The following is a 22,426-nucleotide window of genomic DNA, read 5'->3' as shown; positions in this document are numbered from 1 at the left end:
ATGGCTCATGGCTCATGGCTCATGGCTCATGGCTCATGGCTCACGGCTCATGGCTCATGGCTCACGGCTCATGGCCCAAGCCCTCTACCGCCGCAGCTTGCGCGCGGCCTCGTCTGGCGTGATTTCGCCGCGTTCCAGGCTGGCCAGCACTTCGGCCTGGGGGTCAGCCTGCTCCGGCTCGTAGCCGATGGCGCGCAGCAGGGTGTCGAAGCGGGCGCGCACGGTGGGGTAACTCAGGCCCAGCACCCGCTCGACCTCTTTCAGGTTGCCGCGCACGCGGATGTACAGGCGCAGAAACTCCAGGTTTTCCGGGCTGAGCACCGCAAATTCGTTCAGTTCAAACACCCCGCGCACCGTCACGCCGCTGGTGGGAAAACGCAGCTCGGTGACCAGCGGGGCCTCGGTTTCATCGGGAAAGGGCAGGGGCAGGGGGCGCATGGGGTTCATGGTTGATGGTTCCTGGGTGATGGTCAAGCGTGGGGCGGTGATGGCAGACGGTTGATGGTTGATGGAAAAAGACCTGCTTCTCCATCAACCATCACCTGTCAACCCTTTACTTCAGCGCAATGTGGACTTCGTTGCCGTGCTGGTCCTCGGCGTCAATCAGGGGGCCGGGGGCGGGGTTGGCCTCGATGAGCAGTTGCAGGGTTTCGAGGGTGAAGCCGGCGCTTTCCAGGGCGGCGCGGCCGTGGGGCGGAATCAGCTTGTCGAGGTGGGCGGCGAGGCTCACGGGAATGTTGGCGCTGAACTCGTCGCCGTGCTGGGATTCCACCTGAATGCGCAGCACCCGGGCCGAGCGGCTGGGGCCGGGCTGGGGGCTGTCGCCGTGCATGTGGCGCTCGAACTGCGACACCTCGCGTTCAACTTGAGACGTGATGTTCTCGACCATAGCGTCTATGCCTCCAGTCAGGCGGTCCACAAAGCGGTCCATGCGGGGCCCGGGGCGGCCACCCACCACCACGCGCGGGCCGGAGGGGGGGCGGGGCGGCTGGGGCGGAAAGGGAGCGCCTGGCGCGGCGTCGCGCACCCCGCGCAGCAGCATCAGGTGTTCGGCCACCTGGGCACTGTCCAGTTCCTCGCGGGAGAGAAGGGCGCTCAGCAGCTCGCGGTCACTGTCGGTCAGGGCCAGTTTGGGGCTCAGGGCGGCCAGCAGGGGCGCGGCGTCGTCCAGGGTGAGCTTGCCGGCGCGGATCAGGTCCAGAATGCGCTTGATCTTTTCTTTCATGGCCGCTCTCCCCAGGGGTGACGGGCGGGGGCGCTGCGCAGCGTGGCCGCCAGATACAGGTCCAGCCGGGCGTCGTACTCGGCCCGCACCTCGGCGCGCAGGCGCTGCCGGGCGAGGCAGTCTTCGGCACTGGGCGGGCGCACCAGCCGGGCCCAGGCGCGGCGCAGCCACGCGCGGGCGTCCGTGCTGACCGGCGGCAGCGCCACCGGCAGCGGATGGGCGGGAAGTTTCATCACTGGGTCACCACCTTCAGACTGCCGGCGGCCACTTTGCTGTGCAGGGTGGCGTCGCCGCTGCCCAGCTGGCCGTGGTGGCGGGTGTTCAGAAAGCCGCCCTGGCGCTGGGTGGGAAAGTCGGCGCGGAAGTTGCCCACGGTCACGCTGGCGTCCAGGCGCACGCTGCTGCCTTCTTGCAGGTACAGGGTGGCGTTGCCCGCGTTGACCTCCACGCGGTGGTCGCCGCCGCTCAGGATGCCCGCCCACTTCAGGTTGCCGCCGTTCACGCTGGCGTCCAGGGTGCGCGCGCCCTTCAGGGAAAGGTTGCCGCCGTTCACCCGCAGGTGGGTGGGGCCGCCCAGTTCAGCGGCGGTCAGGTTGCCGCCGTTTACCTCGGCGTGCAGGCTGGCGGCGCGGCCCATGCGCACGTTGCCGCCGTTCACCTCGGCGCGCATGTCGCCGGCCAGATCGGGCAGGGTCAGGTTGCCGCCGTTCACTTCGGCGCGCACATGGCCCGGGGTAAAGGGCACGGTCAGGATGGCCTTCAGGCTGCCCTGGCCGGGGCCGGTGTGGTGCATGGAGCCGGGCACGCGCGCCACCCGCCAGCCCTGCGGGGTCTGGTCCAGGGTCAGGCGCCCTTCCTCGTTGGCGCTGAGGTGCGGCGCGCCCAGCGCCGGGTCCTGCACCACCGTCAGGCTGTAGCCCTTCACCAGCAGGTGCAGCGCGTGTTCGGCCTGGGGCGGGGGCAGGGCGGGGCCGCTGGCCGGGCTGACCGGCGGCAGGTCTGAGACAGGGCCGGCCTCTTCGAGCAGCCCCCGGGCTTCCTCGGCGGTGAGTTTGCCTTCGGCCACCAGACGCTGAACGTGCGAACGGAAGTCGTCCTGCGGATGCTGTTCATTCATGCTCGTCTCCTTGGAAGATATAGAAACATAGATTTTACGGATTGTCAAATTCAAGTTTCCATATCTCTCAAGTTTGAGGCGGAGGGGTGGGCAGCTCTGGCATGCCCGGGGACGAGGCCTGGCAGGGCTGGGCAATTGGGAGGACTAGATAATTCGACCAGCACAGCTTCTTTCCACCGCAGGCCCATTTGACAGGGGAAACCACCCCAGCTTCCGCTCTGCACCTTGTCGCCCGACCTAACAACCCAGCCTTACTTAAAGCGAAACCTCCCCTTTCCATCCCGTCCACCTCTTTCCTCCCCTATCCTCTGAAGCATGACCATGCCCGAACTCACACCGGCCCAGCGCACCGAAGTGGAACTGCTGGCCCGGGGCAAACAGGACAAAAGCCGCACCCTGCGCGACCTGAAACTGCCGGAAACCCCGCAGGCGGCCCACGCCCTGCTGCTGCGTGCGGGGCTGTGGGATGAGGCGCGCACGCCCTACGCCGACCGGCTGGGCGCGGCCCTGCAGCCCGTGACGCTGCCGGTGCCGCCCTTTCCCGAGGAGCCGCGCCTGGACCTGACCCAGTTGCAGAGCTACGCCATTGACGACGAGGGCAACCGCGACCCCGACGACGCGGTGGCGGTGGAGCCCCTGCCGGGGGGCGGCACCCGGCTGTGGGTGCATGTGGCGGATGTGGCGGCGCTGATTGCCCCCGACAGCGACCTGGACCTGGAAGCGCGTTCGCGCGGCGCCACCCTGTACCTGCCCGACCAGACGGTGGGCATGGTGCCCGACGCCCTGGTGGCGCAGGCGGGCCTGGGCCTGCACCCCACTACCCCCGCCCTGAGCATCAGCCTGGATCTGGACCAGGACGGCAACGCCGACGCCGTGGATGTGGCCCTGACCACCGTGCGCGTGACCCGGCTGACCTACACGGGGGCGCAGGCGGCGCTGGACGCCGGGCAGGAACCGTTCGTGACGCTGGCGCGGCTGGCGGCCCAGAGCCGGGCCCTGCGCGAAGCCGAAGGGGCCCTGACCATTGATCTGCCCGAGGTGCGTGTGAAGGCCGACGAGGGCGGCGCCGTGGTGACCCCGCTGCCCAAGCCGGACATGCGCGCCGTGGTACAGGAGTGCATGACCCTGGCCGGCTGGGCGGCGGCCATCTACGCTGACGACCACGAACTGGCCCTGCCCTTTGCCACCCAGGACCCCCCGCACCGCGACGTGCGCGGCGACAGCCTCAGCGCCCACTGGGCGCGGCGCAAGACCCTGGCCCGCACCCGCTTTCAACCCGCGCCGGGGCCACACGCAGGCATGGGTCTGGACCTGTACGCCCAGGCCACCAGCCCCATGCGCCGTTATCTGGATCTGGTGGTGCACCAGCAGCTGCGCGCCCACCTGACCGGCGCCGAGCCCCTGAGCGGCAAAGCGGTGGCCGCCCGCGTGGCCCAGGCCCAGATGAACGCCGACGCCACCCGGCAGGCCGAGCGCCTCAGCCGCCGCCACCACACCCTGCGCTTTGTGGCCGCGCAACCGGGGCGCGTGTGGCCCGCCGTGGTGGTGGAGCGGCGCGGCCCCCAGGCCACCCTGCTGATTCCCGAACTGGCCTATGACGTGGCCCTCAGCAGCGCCGTGCCCGCCGGGCAGGAGGTGCAGGTGGAACTAACGGACGTGAACCTGCCGGACCTGACGGTACGCGCCCGCGTGGTGGGCTGAGCCCGGAAGAGACTTTTTTTGGCGCGGCCCTTTTATGAATAAGCCCCCCGGCAGCAGGACAGATGACCCAGCAGTGTAAAAAATCTCGTCGTCTCATTTCGGCTATAGCGGAAAAACAGCGTGCGGGACGCACAATCTGGCGCTGCAAACCTGATTCATCTTGCATTCATCCTGGCCCGGGTGTGGCTACACTGCCGGGTATGTCCGCAGCGAGCACCGTTCCGAGCGACATCGTGTCCCTCCGCATGAGCCACTGCCGTGCCGAACACGCCGCCGCCTCGGCCCAGTACCACCTCGCTGTGCTGCACTACCGCACCTGCCTGGAAGCGGCCGAGCGCCGTGAAGACTGCCGCGCCGTGGAGTTCTTTGCCCTGAAACTGGCGGGCTGCTACGACCGCATGGGCCTGTGCCAGAAGGCCGCCAGCTTCCGCGCGCTGGCGGGCAACGGCGACAGTCCCCTGATTGGCTGACGGTGAGTGATGTTTCCGGGGACCTGCTGCCGCTGTTGCAGGCGTGCGGCGCCCTGCGCCCTGGCCTGACCCACTTTCGCAATGGCCTACTGGGTGACGGCTGGATTGAGAAGGGCGAGATCATGCGCGACCCGGCGCAGCTGGACCGGGTGGCCGCGTGGCAGGCGCAGGCCATCGCCGGGCAGTTTCCTGGGGCCACGCTGCTGGTAGGAGCCCCGGCCTGCGGGGCGGTGCTGGCCGCGTTTGTGGCCCGGCACCTGGGGCTCCCCGTGGCCTTTTTGACCTTGCAGCCAGCCCCCGCGTGGCACCGCATGCATGTGCCGGCCCCTGGCCACCGCGCGGTGTACGTGGACGATCTGATCTGCACGGGCAGGGACGCGCGAACCGCCTCCGCGTTCCTGCGGGCGCAGGGCCTCACGGTTCTGGGGGTCAGCGCGTGGATCAGCCGCACGGACCTGGGTGGCGAACAACTGCACACGCTGGCCCCGCCCCCGTTTCAGACCTGGGCCGCCCATCCGGCCCAGCTGGCGGGCCCGCCCCGGTACACCAACATTCGCGAGTAAAGCCGGGGCTTACGGCACCTTCTGAACGGCCTGTTCCGCCATGATCCAGAACCGTCCCGCCGCATCGGCCCGCAGGAACAGCACATGGGGCGCGGTGTAGCCCCGGCTCACGCTCTGCCGCTGGCTGGTGATCTGCACCGCGCCGTCCCCCAGCACCCGGTAGGCCGGGTTGAGGTAACGGTCCGGGGCCTCGGTCAGGGGCACGCTCAGGAGCAGTTTTTTGTACTGCACGCCTGAAAACTCAAGTGTTCGGCTGCCGTTGGCCGCGCTCTGCCGCGTCACGATGATTCGCGCGGCGTCGTGGTAAAGCGCCGCAATACGCCCGGCATCCTTGGCCTGGTGGGCGGCTAAGTACGTGCCGAAAAAGCTCTTGGCGCCGGCCAACAGCTGGGCCTCGGTGGGGGCCGGTGGAGTACTCTGCGCGCTACCAGCGACCACAGAGGCGAAGAGGGACAGGGAAAGCCAGCGCTTCACCGCTTGACCCTAGCAGGACGCCCAACTGCTGGCCGCCTCACCTGAGGGAGCGCAGGCGCTGCCCACGCCCAGCCCCACTTCCCACAACCCACAACCTGCTCTAGCCTGCGCCCATGTCTGACCTCTCCCCGGCCCAGGACCCCACCCCGCGCGAACTGGGCTTTGCCATGCCTGCCGAATGGGCCCCCCACGCCGCCACGTGGCTGAGCTGGCCCGCCGACGACGAGCTGTGGTTTGGGCACCTGAAGGCCGTGCGCGGCGAATTTGCGGAGCTGGTGCGCACCATCGCCCGCTTTGAGCGCGTGCAGCTGCTGGTGCGCGACGAGGAGAGCGACACGGACGCCCGCGCCCGCCTGCACGGCGCCGACGTGACCTTTCACCGCGTGCCGCTGGACGACGTGTGGGTGCGCGACAACGGCCCCATTTTCGTGCAGCGCGGCGGGGAAGTGGCCCTGACCGACTGGAAATTCAATTCCTGGGGCGGCAAGTTCGAGTGGCACAACGATGACCGGGTGCCGGCCTACGTGGCCGGGCACCTGGGCGTGCACCGCTGGGCCCTGCCCTTTGTGCTGGAAGGCGGCGGCCTGGAGGTCAACGGCGCCGGGGTGGGCCTGACCACGCGCTCGTGCTTTCTGACCGAGACCCGTAACCCCGGCCTGACCGAAGAGGGCTACACCCTGCTGCTGAGCGACATGCTGGGCGTGGACAAACTGCTGTGGCTGGACGGCGGCCTGGAAAACGACCACACCGACGGCCACATTGACACCATCACCCGCTTCACCGACGAGCGCACCATTGTGACCAGCGTGGAGAGCAATCCTGACGACCCCAACCACGCGGTCATGGCCAAGAATCTGGCCGACCTGAGGGCCATGACAGACGCAGGCGGGCAGCCCTTCCGGATTGTGGAATTGCCCCTGCCCGCCCACCGCCTGGAGGGCGCCGAGGGCCGCCTGCCGCCCACCTACGCCAACTTTTACATTGGCAATGGCTTTGTGGCCGTGCCCCAGTACGGCGACCCCAACGACGCCCGCGCGCTGGAGGTGCTGACCCCGCTGTTCCCCGGCCGCGAGGTGATCGGCCTGAGCAGCCGCGCGATCATTGAGGGCGGCGGCTCGTTCCACTGCGTGACGCAGCAGCAGCCCGCAGGCCAGCCGTGGAAGCCGGAATAGTAGACCTGGGCGGCGGCTATCACGCCCGCCCCATCTCGCTGGCCGAGTACCGGGCCGCCTGCGCGCGCCTGGAAGGCCAGATTTTCGGCGGCAACTCGCTGTACGCCTTCGACCCGCCCACCCGCGAGGCCCCGCCGCTGGGCGACGCGTGGACCTGGGGGGTGTACCGGGGCGACGAGCTGATCGGCTGGCACCACGCCCACGCCCGTGACGAACGCACGGTGTACATGGCCGACACCGGGCTGCTGCCCGCCCACCAGGGACAGGGCCTGTACACCCGGCTGCTGCCGCACCTGCTGGCGGCCTTCCGGGCAGCGGGCTTCACGTTGGTGCAGAGCCACCACCGCGCCACGAACAATGCGGTGCTGGTCCCCAAGCTGCGGGCCGGTTTTTTTCTACAGGGGCTGAATGCCTACGAAGGCGGACTGAACGCGGCACTGACCCTCTCGCTGGATGACACCTACCGGGACGCCATGCATGTGCGCAGCGGCTTTCAGCGCGCGCAGGGCGAGACGGCGCGGCGCCTGGGGGTGCCGGATGTGGCTGCGCCGCCGTCTCCCCAGGCCCCCGCTCTGCCCCTGCCGCCGGGGGTCGACCCCGGCACCGACCTGGGCGGTGGGTACAGCCTGCACCGCGTCTCGCCGGAACTGTACCGCGAGGTGTACGGACAGCTGGAACCCTTCGCCTACAGCACGGTGTCGTTCGACTGGGCCGGGTCTCCCGCAGCGGCGGCGCCGCGTGGCCCCCTGTGGGCGTGGCTGATCGCCCACCAGGGCACGGTGGCTGGCTGGCAGGCCAGCCGCGCCTGGGACTCTCGCACGGCCTACATGGTGAACACGGCGCTGCTGCCCGCGCACCGGGGCCGGGGCGTGTACCGCCGCCTGCTGCCGCTGGTCATGGCGGCCCTGCACGGCGAAGGCTACCCCCTGATTCGCAGCCACCACCACCTCACCAACAATGCCGTGCTGGTGCCCAAACTGCGCGCTGGCTTCCGCCTGCAGGGCATGCAGGTGGATGAACACGGCGTGCTGGCGGTGCTGATCCACAGCGCCGACGAGGTGTACCGCGCCTACATGGACGTGCGCAGCGGCCTGAGGCAACCCAGCGGCGAGGTGGCGCGGCGCCTGGGCCTGCCAGAAGGGGGATAGGGCAGGCGGTGGTTGAGTCCAGACGCTTCCAGCGTCACCCCGCGCCCCTTTACGCTCGTGTACTGACACGAACACTTTTTGAGTCAGGGCAAGAGGCCAGTAGAAGAACAGTGTCTGGACCGCTCAGCTCGTGAACCCCCCCTCCCAGCCTCCCCCACAAGGGGGGAGGAGTAAGGCGCTGTGTTCATTGGGCATTTCTCTACAGAAGTCCGGGTGGCGAGTGGCCGTCAACGGGAGGGGCCCAGTGCGGGCCCCTTCCCTTTACCGCTCCTGGGGCAATGGGCGGAACTCGAACACGTGGCCTTCGGGGTCGCGCACGGCCAGCCGCTCGGCCTGGGTCACGCAGGGCAGGCCCTCGGCCTGGGCGCGCTGCGCCACCGCCGCCACATCGGCGTAAAAGGCGACGTGGGCGTGGTCACCGCCCAGCATGTCGGCCAGCCCCACCTGCGGGTCCCAGGCGTACAGCCAGCGGCGGGGCGTGCCGTTGCCGTCCGGCTCGGGCGCGGGGCCCAGGGTGAACTGGGCGAAGTTGCGGTCCGGCTGCTCTTTGGCCAGCGCGAAGCCGTAGGCACGGGGCAGGCGGGCCTTCATGGCGCCGTAATCACCAAAGGCCAGCGCCACCTCGCGCAGCCCCAGCACCGGCAGGGCGTGGGCCTGGGGCTGCAAGGGTTCTTCGGGCACCGGACACGCGGGCTGGCGCACGTCCAGGCGGTTCACGGCCCGCAGTTCGAGGCCATGCCCAAACGGATCGAAGAAGTACAGCGTGGGGTCGGGGGCTTCGGGCGTGCCCAGGTTGATCTCCTGCCAGGGCAGGCCGTGGGCGTCCAGCAATGCGCGGCAGCGTGGCAGGTCTTCCGGGCGAATCTGAAAGGCGTAATGCACATGGCTGCCGCCCCGGGCCCGCAGCGGTCCCAGCCACGGCTCGTTGGGCTGGCGCGTGACCGGGCGCCACAGGGTCAGGGTCTGCGCGCGGTTCACCGCCAGCTGGGCCACCTGCCTCTCTTCATCCAGGTGCAGCAGCGGCAGCCCCAGCACCTGCCCATAAAAGCGCACCCCCCGCGCCAGCTGGTTGACCTCCAGCGTCAGGCCGGCGAGGTCGTGAATGGGCGAGGGGCCAGCGGGGGCCTGGGTCAGACTCAGCGTCATGCGCCGAGGCTAGGCGGCGCGGGGCACCGGGGGATGGGAGCGCGGTTCAGGGGGCATTGGGGGAGGCGGGCGGCGGATGGCGCATGGCAGATAGCAAATGGCAGAGGGCCAATGGGTGCCGCTTTTCCTCATGGCTCAAAGCTCATGGCCCATAGCCCCTTCAGGCCTTCACGCCCCCCTTGCGCGGCGGGCGGTTTTTCGCGCGCTTGATGGTGCCAATCTCGGCCTCGCTGGTCAGGACTGTGCGGTACAGGGTCCACCACTCGCGGGCGGTGGCGGGGTCGCGGGTCAGGGTTTCAAAGCGGTAGTAGGCGGCCTCGCCGGTCGGCAGGACAAAGGTGGGGGTGCCGAACACGCCCACCTCGCGGGCGGCGTCCAGTTCGGCGCGCAGCTCTGCGCGGCGGGCGTCGTTGTCGGCCCGGGCCCTCTCAAAGGCCGCGAGGTCCAGGCCCGCGGTCTCGGCGGCGGCCATGATGGTGGCCTCTTCCAGGGGCTGCTTGGCCTCATGCACCGCGCGGTACAGGGCCAGGGTGAAGGCCCAGTGGCCCTCCTCGCCCTGCGCCGCCGCTGCATGCGAGGCCACGAAGGCGCGCAGGCTCCCCTGCTGGGCGGCGCTGCCTTCTGCGTGGGGCTGCTCGGTCAGGCGCCAGGTCAGCTCACTGGCGTTCCCGGGGTGGTTGCCTTCCACCAGCGAGTAGTGGCGCAACCGGAACCGTTCACCCCCGGCGCGCAGGGCGGCGGCCAGCTCCACCCCGCGCCAGGCGTAGGGGCACAGGAAATCGAAATACAGGTCGGTCATGGGGGCACGGTAGCACCCGCCCTGCCCGGCGCCTAGCCGCCTCCGCGCAACGTCTCTACCGCTTCCACCTCGGCGGCGGCGCCGGCCACCAGCACGGCGTCGCCCTCGCGCAGCACCTCTTCGGGGCGGCTGCGGATGGGCTGGCCCGCGCGCCACACCGCCACCACCAGCGCGCCGGTGTCGCGGCCCAGTTCGGCCACCGTGCGCCCCACCAGGGCGGGCGGCACCCCCAGTTCGCGGATGGTGAAGTGCTCGCTGCTCACGTCGCCGCTCAGCAGGCGGCTCAGGCGCGGGGCCAGCATCATGGCGGCAATGCGGTTACCGCTGAGCTGGTAGGGGTTGATCACCTCGTCGGCCCCGGCGCGGCGCATCTTGCGGGCGGCGGCCTCGTCGCTGGCGCGCGCAATCACCCGGATGGCCGGGTTCAGGCCCTTGGCCGAGAGCACCACGTACAGGTTGCTGGGGTCGCTGTTGATCACCGTGACCAAGGAGGCGGCCTGCTCCACCCCCGCGCGGCGCAGCACGTCCTCGTCGGTGGCGTCGCCCACGATGGTGTGCAGGCCCTGGGTCTGGGCCCAGTCCAGGTGCTGGGGCCGGGGATCAATCACCACCACCTCGCGCCGGGCGCCGCGCAGGGCCACGCTGACGGCCTCGCCCACCTGCCCGTAGCCGCAGACAATCGTGTGGTTGCTCAGGGTCATGATTCGCTTCTCCTTGCGCCGCCGCGCCAGATCGGGGTCGGTGGCGGCGCGCACCAGGGTTTCGGCCAGCAGGGTCAGCAGGTACAGCATCAGGCCAATGCCCACCAGCATCAGAAAGATGCTGAAGGCCTTGCCGCTCTCGTGCAGCGGGCCCGGCGCCCCGTAGCCCACGGTGGTCAGGGTCATGACCGTCATGAACAGGCAGTCCAGCCAGCTCCAGCCTTCCAGCACCCGGTAGCCCACCGTCCCGAAGCCCACCAGCCCCAGCATCAGGGTCAGCAGCGTGACCAGGCGGCGGCGGTCCATCGGGCCCAGTCTAGAGGCCCGGCGGCGGGGGCCCAAGTGTCACCGACATGACACTTGTCACCCGGCCCACCTGACACCCCACACTGGGACGCCGGTCACCCTTGGCGCACCATACCCGCATGGACGCGATTGAACTTCGGGGCATTACCAAGACGTTTGGGCGGGTGACCGCCCTGCACGACCTGAACCTGAGCGTGCGGGCCGGCGAGCTGACGGCGCTGCTGGGCCCCAACGGCGCGGGCAAGACCACGGCCATCAGCCTGATGCTGGGGCTGGCCGCGCCCAGCAGTGGGCAGGTGAGCGTGCTGGGCGGCAACCCCAGGCGCGACGACGTGCGCCGCCGCATGGGCAGCATGCCCCAGGAAAGCGCCCTGCCCGCCGCCCTGACGGTGCGCGAGGCCGTGGCCCTGTTTGCGCGCTTTTACCCCACGCCGCTGCCGGTGGAGCAGGCCCTGGCCCTGGCCGACCTGACCGGCGTGGCGACCCGGCGCGCCGGCACCCTGTCCGGGGGGCAAAAGCGCCGCCTGGCCTTTGCGCTGGCCGCCGTGGGCAACCCCGACGTGCTGCTGATTGACGAACCCACCACCGGCATGGACGCGGGCAGCCGCCAGGCGTTCTGGGCCGCCGTGACCGAACTGAAGGCCGCCGGGCGCACCATCCTGCTCACCACGCACTACCTGGAAGAAGCCGAGCGCAGCGCCGACCGCGTGGTGGTGATGACCGCCGGGCGCATTCTGGCCGACGGCACCCCCGAGGCCCTGCGCGCGCAGGTGGGTGGCGCGCGGGTGAGCTTTGTCAGCGATCTGGTGCTGGCCGAACTGCGCGCCCTGCCCGGCGTGGACGCCGCCGAGGTGGACGCCCGGGGCCACGCGGCGCTGCGCACCCGCACCCCGGAAGCCCTGCTGCGCGCCCTGGTGGAGCGCGGCACCCCGTTTTCGGCCCTGGAAGTCAGCCGCGCCAGCCTGGAAGACGCTTTCCTGAGCCTGACCGCCCCTGCCGGGGCCAAGGACGTGATCGCATGACCGTTGCCCCTGTCACCCTGCCCGCGCCCGCTGCCCAGACCCGCCGCGCCGCCACCCTGCCCGCCCTGGGCGCCCTGACCCTGGCCGAACTGCGCCGCATGCTGCGCAACCCCATGTTCGCGGTGGGCACCATCGGCTTTCCGGTGATGTTCTTCGCCCTGTTCGGCCTGAGCGCCGTGAACGAGACCACCAGCCAGGGCCTGAAGGTGGGCCCGCTGATCCTGGTGAATTTCGGGGCTTACTCGCTGCTGTCGCTGGCCATGTTCTCGTTCGGGTCGGCGGTGGCGCTGGAACGCACGGGCGGCTGGCTGCGGCTGCTGCGCGCCTCGCCCATGCCCACGGCGCTGTACTTTGCGGGCAAGCTGCTGGCCGCGCTGCTGTTCAGTGCCCTGAGCCTGACCGTCCTGTACACCTTCGCGCATGTGGCGGGCGGCGTGACCATTCCCGCTCTCACGGCCCTGGCGCTGCTGGGCAAGCTGCTGCTGGGCATGGTGCCGCTGATCGCCCTGGGCCTGTGCATCGGCTTTCTGGTGGCCCCGGCGGGCGCGCAGATCACCGCGAACATCGTCAGTGTGCTGATGTCCTTTGCCTCGGGGTTGTTTACCCCCCTGGACCAGATGCCCGCCTTTATTCAGAAGGTGGCGCCGTACCTGCCCGCGTCTCACCTGGGGGCCATCGCGCGCGGCACGGTGGCGGGGCAGACGGCGGGCGAGAGCGGGCACTGGCTGACGCTGGCCGCGTTTGCCGCTGTCTTCGGGCTCATCGCCGCCTGGGCCATGCGCCGCGACGAAGCCCGCGAGGGATGAGCGCGGGCGGCGGGGCAAACCAGGGACTGGGCCTACAAGCCCGGTCCCTGGCAGTACGCTGGGGCATGGCGCACACGACGGCCTGGAAGTTCTTCCCACTGGTGTGGCTGCTGTTTCTGGGCTACCCGGTCACGGGGTTCTTGGAGCACCCCCGGCCCCTGGGCGACGGCCTGCTGTTCTGGGGGCTGGTGCTGGGCTTCACGGCGGTGTTTCTGCGGGTGTTCTGGGGCCGGCCCAGTGCGCGCTGGCCGGTGGTGGGTTGGGGGGTGTGCCTGCTGGCCTACGCCCTGCTGTGGCCCCGCATTGGCGGCACCGCCAGCGCCTTTCTGATTTACGGCGGCAGCCTGATTGGCTACCAGAACCGCGCCGCCCTGACCGTGTCGCTGAGCTTTCTGAACGTGCTGATCATGGCCGCGCCGCTGTGGAACAGCACCTACCACGTGGACGACCTGGCCTGGCTGGGTCCCAACGCCCTGTTCACCCTGGTGGCGGCCTACGGCAACCACGCCTCTTACCGGCGCCGGGTGGCGGACGTGCGCCTGGCCCAGGCCCACGCCGAGCAGGAACGCCTGGCCGCCGAGGCCGAACGCGAGCGCATTGCCCGCGACCTGCACGACCTGCTGGGCCATACCCTGAGCGTGATCGTGCTGAAAAGCGAACTGGCGGGCAAACTGGCCACCCGCGACCCCGAACGCGCCGGGGCCGAGATGCGCGAGGTGGAGCGCATTTCCAGAGAAGCCCTGCACGAGGTCCGCGCCGCCGTGCGCGGCTACCAGGGCAGCGGCCTGGGCGCCGAACTGGCCCGCGCCAAGGTGGCGCTGGACGCGGCGGGGGTGGGGCTACAGGTGCTGGGCGCCCTGCCGCCCCTGCCCCCCGAGACCGAACACACGGCGGCCCTGCTGCTGCGCGAGGCCGTCACCAACGTGGTGCGCCACGCCCGCGCCCGCACCGTGCAGGTCAGCCTGGACCCGGCAGGTAGCGGCTGGCGCCTGACCATCCACGACGACGGCGTGGGCGGCGCTGGCCCCGAAGGCAGCGGCCTGACCGGCATGCGCGAACGCCTGCGCGCCATTGGCGGCCACCTCCACCGCGACGGCCGGGCCGGCACCACGCTGACGGCCACCCTGCCTGGGCCCGTGGGGGGGCCGGAGGCGGGCCGGGGATTGGTGACGGCGTGAGGAGGTTGAGAGGTGATGGGAGATGGTTGATGGATCACCACCCGTCTCTCCTCCATCCACCATTACCCTTCAACCATCACCGCGCCGCAGGCGCCCCATGATTCGCGTTCTCCTCGCCGAAGACCAGGCCCTGGTGCGCGGGGCCCTGTCGGCGCTGCTGTCGCTGGAAGAGGACCTGGAGGTGGTGGGGGCGGCCCCCGATGGCGAGGCCGCGTGGGCGCTGGTGCAGAACCTGGGCCCCGACGTGCTGGTTACGGACATCGAGATGCCGCGCCTGAGTGGGCTGGACCTTGCGGCGCGGGTGGCGCAGCAGGCCCCGCAGACGCGGGTGGTCATCGTGACCACCTTCGGGCGCGGCGGCTACCTGCGCCGGGCGCTGGAGGTGGGGGCGCGCGGCTACCTGCTCAAAGACGCCCCTGCCAGCGACCTGGCCGACGCCATTCGCCGGGTCCATGCCGGGGGGCGGGCGGTGGACCCGGGGCTGGCCGCCGAAGCCTGGGGCGAGCGCGACCCCCTGACCGAGCGCGAACGCCAGGTGCTGCGCGCGGCCGAGGAAGGCGCCAGCACCGCCGCCATCGCCGCCGCGCTGGGCCTCTCGGAAGGCACAGTGCGCAACTACCTGTCTGAAGCCATTGGCAAGCTGGGCGCCGAGAACCGCGTGGACGCGGCCCGCACCGCACGCGAGAAGGGCTGGCTGTAGGGGCAGGCCGAGCAGAACCGGGACCAGGGCGCGGCCCGCTGACTTAGCGCACGACCCGGACGTTCACCGTGCGCAGCACCGGGGGAAACCGCAGGCGCAGGTCGCTGTTCAGGGCGGGGGCGTCCTGCACGAACAGCAGCGGCGCGCTCAGGCCGGCGGCCGGGCCCACCTTCAAGCTGTACACCACGTCGTAGCGCAGCATGGCCGGGCCGTGGTCCCCGGCCGAGGTGCGCTGGGTGTCCAGGAGGGTCAGGGCCGGCGGGGTGGCGGCCCCCGGGGCCATCCAGATGGTCCAGGTCAGCGGGCTCTCGACGGTGTCCTCGAACAGGTGCAGGCGCAGGGTGTCGCCGGGGCGCACGGTCACGGTGGTCTGCGGCTGGGTCACGTCCACGTCCACCGCGCGGGCCACACCGGGCGCGCCCCCCCCGTACGCCAGGGCACTGCCCAGCAGGGTCAGAAAGGCAAGGGGCCGGGCCAGGGCAAGGGTCATGCCCCCACTGTAAGCGGCCCGGCCCGGTGCCCAGGCCCCGCACCACCATTGCCTGCCCCTTCATCCGGTAGCGTGGGACGCATGAGCACCCCGGAGACTGTGAAACTCGCCGTCGTGCAGATGCACGTCACCGACCAGTTAGACGACAACGTGGCCCGCGCCGAGGCCCATGTGCGGGACGCCGCCAAACAGGGCGCGCAGGTCATCCTGCTGCCCGAACTGTTCGAGAACCTGTACTTCTGCCAGGTGGAGCGCGAGGACTACTTTGCCCTGGCCCACCCGCAAGAAGGCCACCCATTCATTGGCCGCTTTCAGAATCTGGCGCGCGAACTGGGCGTGGTGCTGCCGCTGTCGTACTTCGAGCGGGCCGGGCAGGCGCACTACAACTCGCTGGTGTGCCTGGACGCCGACGGCCGCGTGCTGGGCAACTACCGCAAAACCCATATCCCCGACGGCCCCGGCTACGAGGAAAAGTATTACTTCAACCCCGGCGACACCGGCTTCAAGGTCTGGGACACCCGTTACGGCCGTGTGGGCGTGGGCATCTGCTGGGACCAGTGGTACCCCGAAACTGCCCGGGTGATGATGCTGCTGGGCGCCGATTTCCTGCTGTACCCCACCGCCATTGGCACCGAGCCCGCCGAGGTGGAAACCCCCAACAGCCATCACATGTGGCAGCGCGCCATGATCGGCCACGCGGTCAGCAACTCCAGCTACGTGGGCGCCGCCAACCGCATTGGCACCGAAACGGTGGGCGACCTGACCCAGACGTACTACGGGCACTCCTTTATTTCCGACTACACCGGGGAACTGGTGGCCGAATTTGGCGAAACCGAGGAAGGCCCACTGCTGCACGACCTGAACCTGCGCGAAGCCCGCAAGTTCCGCGCTGGCATGGGGTTTTTCCGTGACCGCCGCCCGGAGTTGTACGGCGCCCTGCTGACCACCGACGGCGTGACGCGCCGGGGGTAAGTGGGAAGTGGGCAGTGGGGAGTGGGGAGTGGGGAGTGGGAAAGGCGTTCTGGCTGCCCGCGCAGTGTGGGGTGACGTTGGGACGCGTTTGCAAAGGTGCGTGAAGCAGGCGATGACCTCGCTGGTCCTGCGAAGGTGCCGGCTCTCCCAGTGAATCTGGCCCCGTGAGGGTGGGCCGTCCTAGAGCAGTTGACATAAAGATGATGTTGATTCTTGACCCTCTCCCCTCGTGGGAGAGGGCCTCGCGCAGCGAGGGGTGAGGGGGTTCTTTTCTCAACCGCTCTAACCTGCGCCGCCCGGCAGATCCGGCGCCAGACCAACGCGGAAGAGGTAGGGCTCTGGCCCAGTCTTCTGGAGGTAGCGGGTCAGCACCTCGCTCAATTCGGTTTGCAGGGCCTTGGCGTCCTCGCGGGTCAGGTGCAGCAGGCCCCGGTTGGCCAGCAGGGCGGGGGCGTCGGGCCGCAGCAGGTCGCGGAAACTGAAGGCCCCGGCCGTGGGCGTGATGTCCGAGACCACCTCTTCGCCGTCCAGGTAGAGGCGCAGGCCAATATCGTTGCGGTTCTCGACCAGCGCCAGACCCGCGCGCACCACCGCCCGCTGAAAAGCCACCTGAAAGCTGTCCTCGTGCAGGCCAATCAGGTCTTCGAGCGTGTCCAGCGGCGTGCAGTGGTAGGGCACCAGCAGCGCCGGTGGCGCGCGGTAATGGCGCAGTGGTCGCCCGCGCCGGGCTTCCAGCCGGATTTCCTGGGCCAGTCCCACGGCCACCAGGCGCCGGACCCGGTGGTGCGTGGCGTTCACCGCCAGCCCCAGGTGCGCGGCCAGCGCCGAGACCGTCCATTCGCGGGCCATCAGCGCCGCCAGCACCGGCAGGTAGGTCAGGTTGAGAAACACCTTGACCGCTTCCGGGTGGGTGACATGCTGGAAGACCTGGGTCACGCCCTCAGGGTACGCCGCCTCTACTCGGCAGCGGCCCTTGTGTGCCGAGTAGACAGGGCGCACGCTGGGGCCATGACCCAGCCCACGCCGCCCCACGCTGCTCAGGACGCCGCCGCCGCGCTGTGGCACCCAGACAACATTCCCAACCCCTACCCCGCCTACGAGCGGGTGCGCGCCCTGAGCCAGGGCGGGGTGCTGCGGCTGGACCACGGCACCTGGGTGGGCCTGTACCTTACCGGCCACGCGGTGAACAGCGCGGTGCTGCGTTTCCCTGGGGCGATCAGCGGCGGCGGGATGGAAGGGGCGGTGGCGCTCTCGGACGGGCTGCGGCTGCTGCAACCCATGATGATCTTCCGCAACGGCGCCGCGCACGCCCGCCTGCGGGGGCTGGTGTCGGCGGCCTTTACCCCGCGCGTCATTGAAGAGCAGCGCGAACTGGTGCGCGCCCTGATCGCCGAACTCCTGACCGGGCTGCGGGCGCAGGGACCGGGGGCCGATCTGGTGGCGGGGCTGGCCAATCCGCTGCCCGCACGCGTGATCATGGGGATGCTGGGGCTCTCGGGCGAGGACGAGGCGCGGTTCGTGCGCTGGTCGGCGTCGGTGGCCGATCTGCTGGGCAGCGCCAGCCAGAGCCCCGAACTGATGGCCCGCATTGACGCTGACGCCCGCGAGATGCGCGCGTATTTCCGCGATCTGGCCGGCGAACTGCGCGCCCGGCCCCGCCCGGGTCTGCTCTCGGCGATGGCGGCGGTGGAAGACGGCGGCGAGCGCCTGAGCGGCGACGAACTGCTGGCCAACGCGGTGCTGCTGCTGACCGCCGGGCACGAAACCACCAGCAACCTGATTCCGGGCGGCCTGCTGGAACTCTCGCGCCAGCCGGACGCCTGGGCGGCCCTGGTCGCGCAGCCCCGCCACGCCGGCGTGGCCGACGAACTGCTGCGCGTGGTCTCGCCTGTGCAGGTGGATGGCCGCGCCCTGAGCGCGCCGCTGACCGTGGCGGGGCAGACGCTCCCAGCGGGCGCGTTCACGCAGCTCCTGCTGGGGGCGGCCAACCGCGACCCCGAGGTCTTTCCCGAGCCAGACCGCCTGGACTGGGACCGCCCGAACAGTGCGCGCCACCTCGCCTTTGCCGCCGGGCCACACTACTGCCTGGGCGCCAGCCTCGCGCGGCTGGAAATCGCAGAGGTGTTCGCGGCCCTGGCCGAGCAGTTTCCGCACCTGCGGGTGGAACCGGCGCCGCCCTTCAAGCCCAATCCGGGCCTGCGCGGCCCGGCCCGGCTGCGGGTGTGGCTGGAGGGCTAAGGCACACCGGCCCCTTCGCATGGAAGGGGCCAGTCTGATCAAGCTGCCCTTATCCGGGCTGCAAATGCCTTGCTGCTCACCTGATCGCTTGCTGTGTCCCCCTCTCCCCTGGTGGGAGAGGGAAGGAGGAGCGCAGCGACGGAAGGGTGAGGGGGCCACCGCGTGGCGCGGCCTGGTGTGCAATCAAGTGAGTCCCGCCTTACTTGCGCACCAGCTTCACATCAAAGCGCTGGCCCGACTTGCGCACGTCCAGCGTGAGCTGGCGGCTCCCCGACACGAAGGTGCCGCTGGCCCGGTGCTCGCCGTACTGGGCCTTCACGGGGCGGTAACCCGCCGCGCGCAGGCGATCAGCGTAGGCCACGTAGATTTCGCTCAGGCGCGCGTCCTTGGTAAAGCGCACCTGGGCCTGCCGCGCGGCGGGGTCCAGCACGGGCAGGGTGCCCAGGGCGCGGCGGGTCACCTCATACTGGGCCACGTCGCTGGTCCAGCCCTGCACCGGGGTCACCACGATGCTCAGCGCCTGGGCCAGGCCCTGCTGCCCCGTCACGGTCAGGGGCACGGCGCCGCCCTGGGTGTCTTTCACCTGCGCGATCTGCTCCAGGCTCAGCGGCTTGGGGCTGGCCACCGCCAGCACGCGGTTCAGGCCCTGCGGCAGGGTCAGCGGGAAGGTGGAGCGGTCGCCCTTGCGCGGAAAGACGCGGGTGGTGTTGGCCTTCACGAAATTGCCCTTCGCCTGCAGGCCATTGGACGCCAGCAGGTTCACCCGGCCCTGGGGGTCAATGTTGAAGAGGTACACGTAGGCGCTTTTGTTCACGCGGGTGTAGAACTCCAGCTGGTCGCCGGGGCGGTACTGGGGCGTGCCGTTGCCGGACTGGTCGCGGTTGGTGCGCACGCTCACCTGCAGACCGCTCGGCGCCGGGTTCACGATGATGCTCTGGGCACTGAGTTGCGGCGCGGCGGTAGCGCTTCCAGCCTGGGCCAGCAGCAGCGAAATGGAAAATTTGAACACTTTCATGAGGGGCAGACTGACGCCGCCGCTTGACGCCAGTCTGACTGGCTGGTCAGCTGGGCTTAAGGGAAGGGCCGTTGGTCAACGGTTGGGACTGGTGAGCAATGCGCAGAGAGTGGCGCGACGACCACGCTGTTCTTGCCCCTCGCCCCTTGCGGGGGAGGCTGAGAGGGGGAGCGTGCTCAGCGGCCAAGACCACGTTTCGCTTGCGGCCTGCCCACTTCGCTTGAGCAGGAGCCGAACTCCTGTCAGACGGGACTGAATGGATGCCACACCCGTCCGAGTCACGCGGTGGCCCCCTCACCCTTCCGTCGCTCCGCTCCTCCCTCCCTCTCCCACAAGGGGAGATGGGGACAGAGCAAGCGATCAGGCGAGCAGCAAGGCATTTTCACCACCCTCCGATCCTATCTGCGGCTCCATCCGAGCAGAAACGGGCTTTTGGGCGTGGCGTTGACCCCCTCAACCCTGTTCCGGGTGAGAGGTGTCGGCGGCAGACCGGCTTACAGGCCACCCCGGGGGTTCACATCCACCCGCACGCGCGCTTTCCAGGTGCGGGAATCCAGCACGCGCAGCAGTTCGCCCAGGCGGGCCTCGGTGCGGGCGCGCAGGAACAGGTGGTAGGGGTACACACCGCGCAGCCGCGCCACCGGGCTGGGGGCGGGGCCCAGCACCTCCTGGGCGGTGGCGCCGGCTCCGTGCAGGGCGGCGGCGAGGTCCTGGGCGGCGGCCTGGGCCCTGGCCGCTTCGCGGGCGCTCACCTCAATCTGGGCGAGGCGGGCGTGGGGCGGGTAGCCCAGCGCGGCGCGGGCGCGTTCCTCGGCGGCGGGGTAGGCCAGCACGCCCTGGCCGTCAAGGAGCACCTTCAGGGCGGGGTGGTCGGCCTGGAAGGTCTGCACCACCAGCATGGGCGCGCGGGTGGGGTGCCATTCGGTCAGCTGGCGCAGCAGGCGGTGGTAGCGCTCGCTGGCGCGGAAGTCGCTGACATTCAGCCACGTATCGGCCAGGGTGACCCCGATCAGGGCGAGGTCCGGCGGCGCGTCGTGCGAGAGCAGCAGTTGGGTGCCCACCACCACGCCGCTCTCGCCGTTCATCAGGGGCGAGAGGTCGTCCTGCTGGTCCTTGTCGTAGCGGTAGACCGGAAAGCCGGGCAGCAGCCTGGCGACCTCCTGGGCAATCCATTCGGTGCCGGGGCCGCGCGCCTGCCACATGCGCTCGCCGCACTCGTCGCAGCGGTCGGGGGGCGGCTGGTGGTAGCCGCACTGGTGGCAGGTGAGTTGCCGGGTCTGCTGGTGAAAGCGCAGCGGCACGTCGCAGTGGCGGCACTGGGGCACATGCTCGCAACCCGGGCAGCGCAGCAGGGCGCTGTAGCCGCGCCGGGGGGCCAGCAGGGCCGCCTGCCGCCCGCGCTCCTGCACCTGCCGCAGCACGCGGGCCAGGTCGTGGCTGAGGGGATAGCCCAGGCCGCCCATCTTCAGGTGCACGCCGGACAGCGGGCCCAGTTCCGGCTGTTCGGGGGGGTTGGCGTAGTCCACCACATGCACGCGGGCGCGCGGGGGCGGCAGCACCGCGCCGGGGTGCGGCACACTTTCGGCGGCGGGGGCCGACCCCACGTAGGCCAGCTGCGCCCCGTGGGCGGCGGCCACCCGCGCGGCGAGGTCTGGTACGAAGGCGCGGCTGCCACTCAGGAGCTTGTGGGCGTCGCTGGCTTCTTCCAGCACGATCAACAGGCCCAGGGCCGGCAGGGGCGCCCCCAGGGCGTGGGCGCTGCCAATGACCAGCCGGGCTTCCCCACCCTGAATCAGGGCCCAGGTGTGCTCGCGCTGCACGTCCGACAGGGCGCCGCTGACCTGCACGGCGCGCGTGCCCGCGTGGGCCGCCAGCCCCGAGAGTCCGTCCCAGGCGCGGCGCAGCGTGGTGTGATCCGGGGCCAGCACCAGTACGCTCTGGCCCTGTGCCAGCAGCGCGGCCACCCGGGGCGACAGTGCCGCGCAGCGCGCGCCCAGCCGTCCACCGTGCAGGCGCCAGACCGGGGCGTGGGGCAGGCGGTCTGGCAACCCTGCCGGGAAGGCAGCCTGGGGCACAGCTTCAGGCAGCGGCGGGGGCGGGGCCGGCACCTCCAGCGTGTCGGCCCAGCCGCGCAGGGCCAGGGTGCCGGCCTGGGTGGGGCTGAGGGGAATGCCGTCGGCGCTGGCGCCATTGGCCCAGGCGGCGTAGGACTCTGCGGCCCCCCGCTCGTGCAGCCATGTCCAGGCCTCGGGCGGCGGGGCCTCGGCACGCACGTAGGCGGCGCCCCCCGCGTTCAGGGCCGCCGTGACCACGCTGTTGCTAAGCCCTGCGCCCCTGGCCCAGGCGCTCAGGGTGTCGGCGGGGCCGTGCTCGCGCAGCCACGCGCAGGCCTGGGCCTGCTTGGGGGTCAGGGACGCGGGCGGCGGGGCCACCGCCTGAACCAGCGTCACCAGCCGCGAGGCGGGCGGCACCTCGGCCAGCGCGCGGGCCTGCACCACGGTTTTCAGGCGTGGCTGCGGCGTAAAGCGTTCTTCCAGCAGCCCCTGTTCGCGGATGGCGTCCAGCAGCGCGGGCGGAAAGTGCTCGGCGTCGGTCCAGCGGGCGCCGGGCACCTTGCGGGCAAAGGGGCTCAGGTCGGCGTCGTCCACCGCGCGCACCAGATGCACGTAGGCGGCGGCCCAGCCCACGCCCAGCAGGTCGCCCCAGATCAGGCCCGCTGGCAGCCGGGCGTCGCGGCCCCATTCGCCAATGCCCTGCACGGTGGCGGGCGCCACCCAGGGCCGCCCGGGGTCGTCCAGCATATGCACCACCTCGCGCAGGCGGTGGGCGCCCCGGCCGTCCCCCGCGCCCACCACCAGCCCCACGATCAGGTCGCCGCGCCAGGGCACCAGCACCCGGCAGCCCAGCGGCGCTGGGCCCTGAAAGCCGTGCAGGGGCGCAAAATCGCAGGCCACCACCGGCAGGTTCACGGCCACCAGCCACGAACCAGAGGGGGGGGCGGCGGCCGGGGTCACACCCATGAGGCTAGCGTGAAGCCAGAAGAAACGAGGTAAGCCGGGCCCTTGACGGCAGGGGCAGCGGACCGTCCAGAGGTGGCGGGGTCTTCCCTGTCCCTAACCCTCAGACCGCTGCGCGGCCAGCTCCCCTGGGAGGGGAGCCAACGCCGAACAGTCCGACCAGAAG

Annotated in this window: 23 protein-coding genes; 11 read left to right on the top strand and 12 right to left on the bottom strand. The window is 70.6% G+C overall.

What is annotated here, in order from left to right:
• Positions 1-84: 84 nt before the first annotated feature.
• From K7W41_RS08800 to K7W41_RS08785, 4 genes are all read right to left on the bottom strand, one after another.
• Positions 85-438 (bottom strand): DUF2089 domain-containing protein, encoded by a 354-nt coding sequence (locus K7W41_RS08800; RefSeq protein WP_221091052.1) that lies wholly within the window; start codon positions 436-438, stop codon positions 85-87.
• A 115-nt stretch (positions 439-553) separates the two neighbouring features.
• Positions 554-1,225, bottom strand: a complete 672-nt coding sequence (locus K7W41_RS08795; protein ID WP_224607019.1) for an SHOCT-like domain-containing protein — start codon at positions 1,223-1,225, stop codon at positions 554-556.
• Positions 1,222-1,458, bottom strand: a complete 237-nt coding sequence (locus K7W41_RS08790; RefSeq protein WP_224607017.1) for a hypothetical protein — start codon at positions 1,456-1,458, stop codon at positions 1,222-1,224. Before K7W41_RS08790 ends, K7W41_RS08795 begins: the two co-directional genes overlap by 4 nt.
• Positions 1,458-2,342, bottom strand: a complete 885-nt coding sequence (locus tag K7W41_RS08785; RefSeq protein WP_224607015.1) for a DUF4097 family beta strand repeat-containing protein — start codon at positions 2,340-2,342, stop codon at positions 1,458-1,460. Before K7W41_RS08785 ends, K7W41_RS08790 begins: the two co-directional genes overlap by 1 nt.
• Positions 2,343-2,657: 315 nt before the next feature.
• Here K7W41_RS08785 and K7W41_RS08780 point away from each other — a divergent pair, with 315 nt between their 5' ends.
• The 3 genes from K7W41_RS08780 to K7W41_RS08770 all read left to right on the top strand — a co-directional run bounded on the left by K7W41_RS08780 (position 2,658) and on the right by K7W41_RS08770 (position 5,076).
• Positions 2,658-4,043, top strand: a complete 1,386-nt coding sequence (locus tag K7W41_RS08780; protein WP_224607012.1) for a ribonuclease catalytic domain-containing protein — start codon at positions 2,658-2,660, stop codon at positions 4,041-4,043.
• Positions 4,044-4,243: 200 nt separating this feature from the next.
• Positions 4,244-4,513, top strand: a complete 270-nt coding sequence (locus K7W41_RS08775) for a hypothetical protein (RefSeq protein WP_224607009.1) — start codon at positions 4,244-4,246, stop codon at positions 4,511-4,513.
• A 2-nt stretch (positions 4,514-4,515) separates the two neighbouring features.
• Positions 4,516-5,076 (top strand): orotate phosphoribosyltransferase, encoded by a 561-nt coding sequence (locus K7W41_RS08770; RefSeq protein ID WP_224607008.1) that lies wholly within the window; start codon positions 4,516-4,518, stop codon positions 5,074-5,076.
• Positions 5,077-5,085: 9 nt separating this feature from the next.
• Here the strand turns inward: K7W41_RS08770 and K7W41_RS08765 are convergent, their stop codons facing one another.
• Positions 5,086-5,550 (bottom strand): hypothetical protein, encoded by a 465-nt coding sequence (locus K7W41_RS08765; protein WP_224607006.1) that lies wholly within the window; start codon positions 5,548-5,550, stop codon positions 5,086-5,088.
• Positions 5,551-5,663: 113 nt separating this feature from the next.
• Between K7W41_RS08765 and K7W41_RS08760 the strand changes: the two genes are divergently transcribed.
• Together K7W41_RS08760 and K7W41_RS08755 are read left to right on the top strand one after the other, a co-directional pair.
• Positions 5,664-6,722: an agmatine deiminase family protein gene (locus K7W41_RS08760; protein WP_224607004.1), complete on the top strand. Its 1,059-nt coding sequence runs from the start codon at positions 5,664-5,666 to the stop codon at positions 6,720-6,722.
• Positions 6,707-7,870, top strand: coding sequence for a GNAT family N-acetyltransferase (locus K7W41_RS08755; protein ID WP_224607002.1), 1,164 nt, complete (start codon positions 6,707-6,709; stop codon positions 7,868-7,870). Before K7W41_RS08760 ends, K7W41_RS08755 begins: the two co-directional genes overlap by 16 nt.
• Before the next feature lie 261 nt (positions 7,871-8,131).
• On the opposite strand, the gene K7W41_RS08750 is transcribed toward K7W41_RS08755, so the two are convergent.
• The 3 genes from K7W41_RS08750 to K7W41_RS08740 all read right to left on the bottom strand — a co-directional run bounded on the left by K7W41_RS08750 (position 8,132) and on the right by K7W41_RS08740 (position 10,822).
• Positions 8,132-9,016 carry a VOC family protein gene (locus K7W41_RS08750; RefSeq protein ID WP_224607000.1) on the bottom strand — a complete coding sequence of 295 codons (885 nt, stop codon included), beginning with the start codon at positions 9,014-9,016 and terminating at the stop codon, positions 8,132-8,134.
• A 160-nt stretch (positions 9,017-9,176) separates the two neighbouring features.
• Positions 9,177-9,815 (bottom strand): DsbA family oxidoreductase, encoded by a 639-nt coding sequence (locus tag K7W41_RS08745; protein ID WP_224606998.1) that lies wholly within the window; start codon positions 9,813-9,815, stop codon positions 9,177-9,179.
• A 32-nt stretch (positions 9,816-9,847) separates the two neighbouring features.
• Complete coding sequence (locus K7W41_RS08740; protein ID WP_224606996.1) at positions 9,848-10,822, bottom strand: potassium channel family protein; 975 nt, start codon at positions 10,820-10,822, stop codon at positions 9,848-9,850.
• A 119-nt stretch (positions 10,823-10,941) separates the two neighbouring features.
• Here K7W41_RS08740 and K7W41_RS08735 point away from each other — a divergent pair, with 119 nt between their 5' ends.
• The 4 genes from K7W41_RS08735 (at position 10,942) to K7W41_RS08720 (ending at position 14,528) form a co-directional block, all read left to right on the top strand.
• The gene (locus tag K7W41_RS08735; RefSeq protein ID WP_224606995.1) at positions 10,942-11,844 is read left to right on the top strand and encodes an ABC transporter ATP-binding protein; all 903 of its coding nucleotides are present in this window, start codon (positions 10,942-10,944) and stop codon (positions 11,842-11,844) included.
• Positions 11,841-12,650, top strand: coding sequence for an ABC transporter permease (locus tag K7W41_RS08730; protein ID WP_224606992.1), 810 nt, complete (start codon positions 11,841-11,843; stop codon positions 12,648-12,650). The genes K7W41_RS08735 and K7W41_RS08730 overlap by 4 nt, the downstream gene beginning before the upstream one ends.
• A gap of 65 nt (positions 12,651-12,715) precedes the next feature.
• Entirely contained in the window at positions 12,716-13,828 is a 1,113-nt protein-coding gene (locus tag K7W41_RS08725) for a sensor histidine kinase (RefSeq protein ID WP_224606989.1), read from the top strand.
• 97 nt (positions 13,829-13,925) lie between these two features.
• Positions 13,926-14,528, top strand: a complete 603-nt coding sequence (locus K7W41_RS08720; RefSeq protein ID WP_224606986.1) for a response regulator transcription factor — start codon at positions 13,926-13,928, stop codon at positions 14,526-14,528.
• Positions 14,529-14,571: 43 nt separating this feature from the next.
• Here K7W41_RS08720 and K7W41_RS08715 read toward each other — a convergent pair whose 3' ends face one another.
• Entirely contained in the window at positions 14,572-15,018 is a 447-nt protein-coding gene (locus K7W41_RS08715) for a hypothetical protein (protein WP_224606983.1), read from the bottom strand.
• Positions 15,019-15,099: 81 nt separating this feature from the next.
• Between K7W41_RS08715 and aguB the strand changes: the two genes are divergently transcribed.
• Positions 15,100-15,990 (top strand): N-carbamoylputrescine amidase, encoded by an 891-nt coding sequence (gene aguB / locus K7W41_RS08710; protein ID WP_224606980.1) that lies wholly within the window; start codon positions 15,100-15,102, stop codon positions 15,988-15,990.
• A 282-nt stretch (positions 15,991-16,272) separates the two neighbouring features.
• Here aguB and K7W41_RS08705 read toward each other — a convergent pair whose 3' ends face one another.
• Positions 16,273-16,926 carry a winged helix-turn-helix domain-containing protein gene (locus K7W41_RS08705; protein ID WP_224606977.1) on the bottom strand — a complete coding sequence of 218 codons (654 nt, stop codon included), beginning with the start codon at positions 16,924-16,926 and terminating at the stop codon, positions 16,273-16,275.
• Between the two features lie 72 nt (positions 16,927-16,998).
• Here K7W41_RS08705 and K7W41_RS08700 point away from each other — a divergent pair, with 72 nt between their 5' ends.
• The gene (locus K7W41_RS08700; RefSeq protein ID WP_224606976.1) at positions 16,999-18,228 is read left to right on the top strand and encodes a cytochrome P450; all 1,230 of its coding nucleotides are present in this window, start codon (positions 16,999-17,001) and stop codon (positions 18,226-18,228) included.
• A 199-nt stretch (positions 18,229-18,427) separates the two neighbouring features.
• On the opposite strand, the gene K7W41_RS08695 is transcribed toward K7W41_RS08700, so the two are convergent.
• Complete coding sequence (locus tag K7W41_RS08695; protein WP_224606974.1) at positions 18,428-19,243, bottom strand: DUF4384 domain-containing protein; 816 nt, start codon at positions 19,241-19,243, stop codon at positions 18,428-18,430.
• Between the two features lie 494 nt (positions 19,244-19,737).
• The gene (gene priA, locus K7W41_RS08690) at positions 19,738-22,263 is read right to left on the bottom strand and encodes a replication restart helicase PriA (protein ID WP_224606972.1); all 2,526 of its coding nucleotides are present in this window, start codon (positions 22,261-22,263) and stop codon (positions 19,738-19,740) included.
• Positions 22,264-22,426: the final 163 nt, after the last annotated feature.

It is taken from the genome of Deinococcus multiflagellatus, assembly GCF_020166415.1.
GTDB classification, from domain to species: Bacteria; Deinococcota; Deinococci; order Deinococcales; family Deinococcaceae; genus Deinococcus; species Deinococcus multiflagellatus.
The sequence above is the reverse complement of the archived record's forward strand: the minus strand, read 5'-3'. Positions and strand labels throughout refer to the sequence as shown.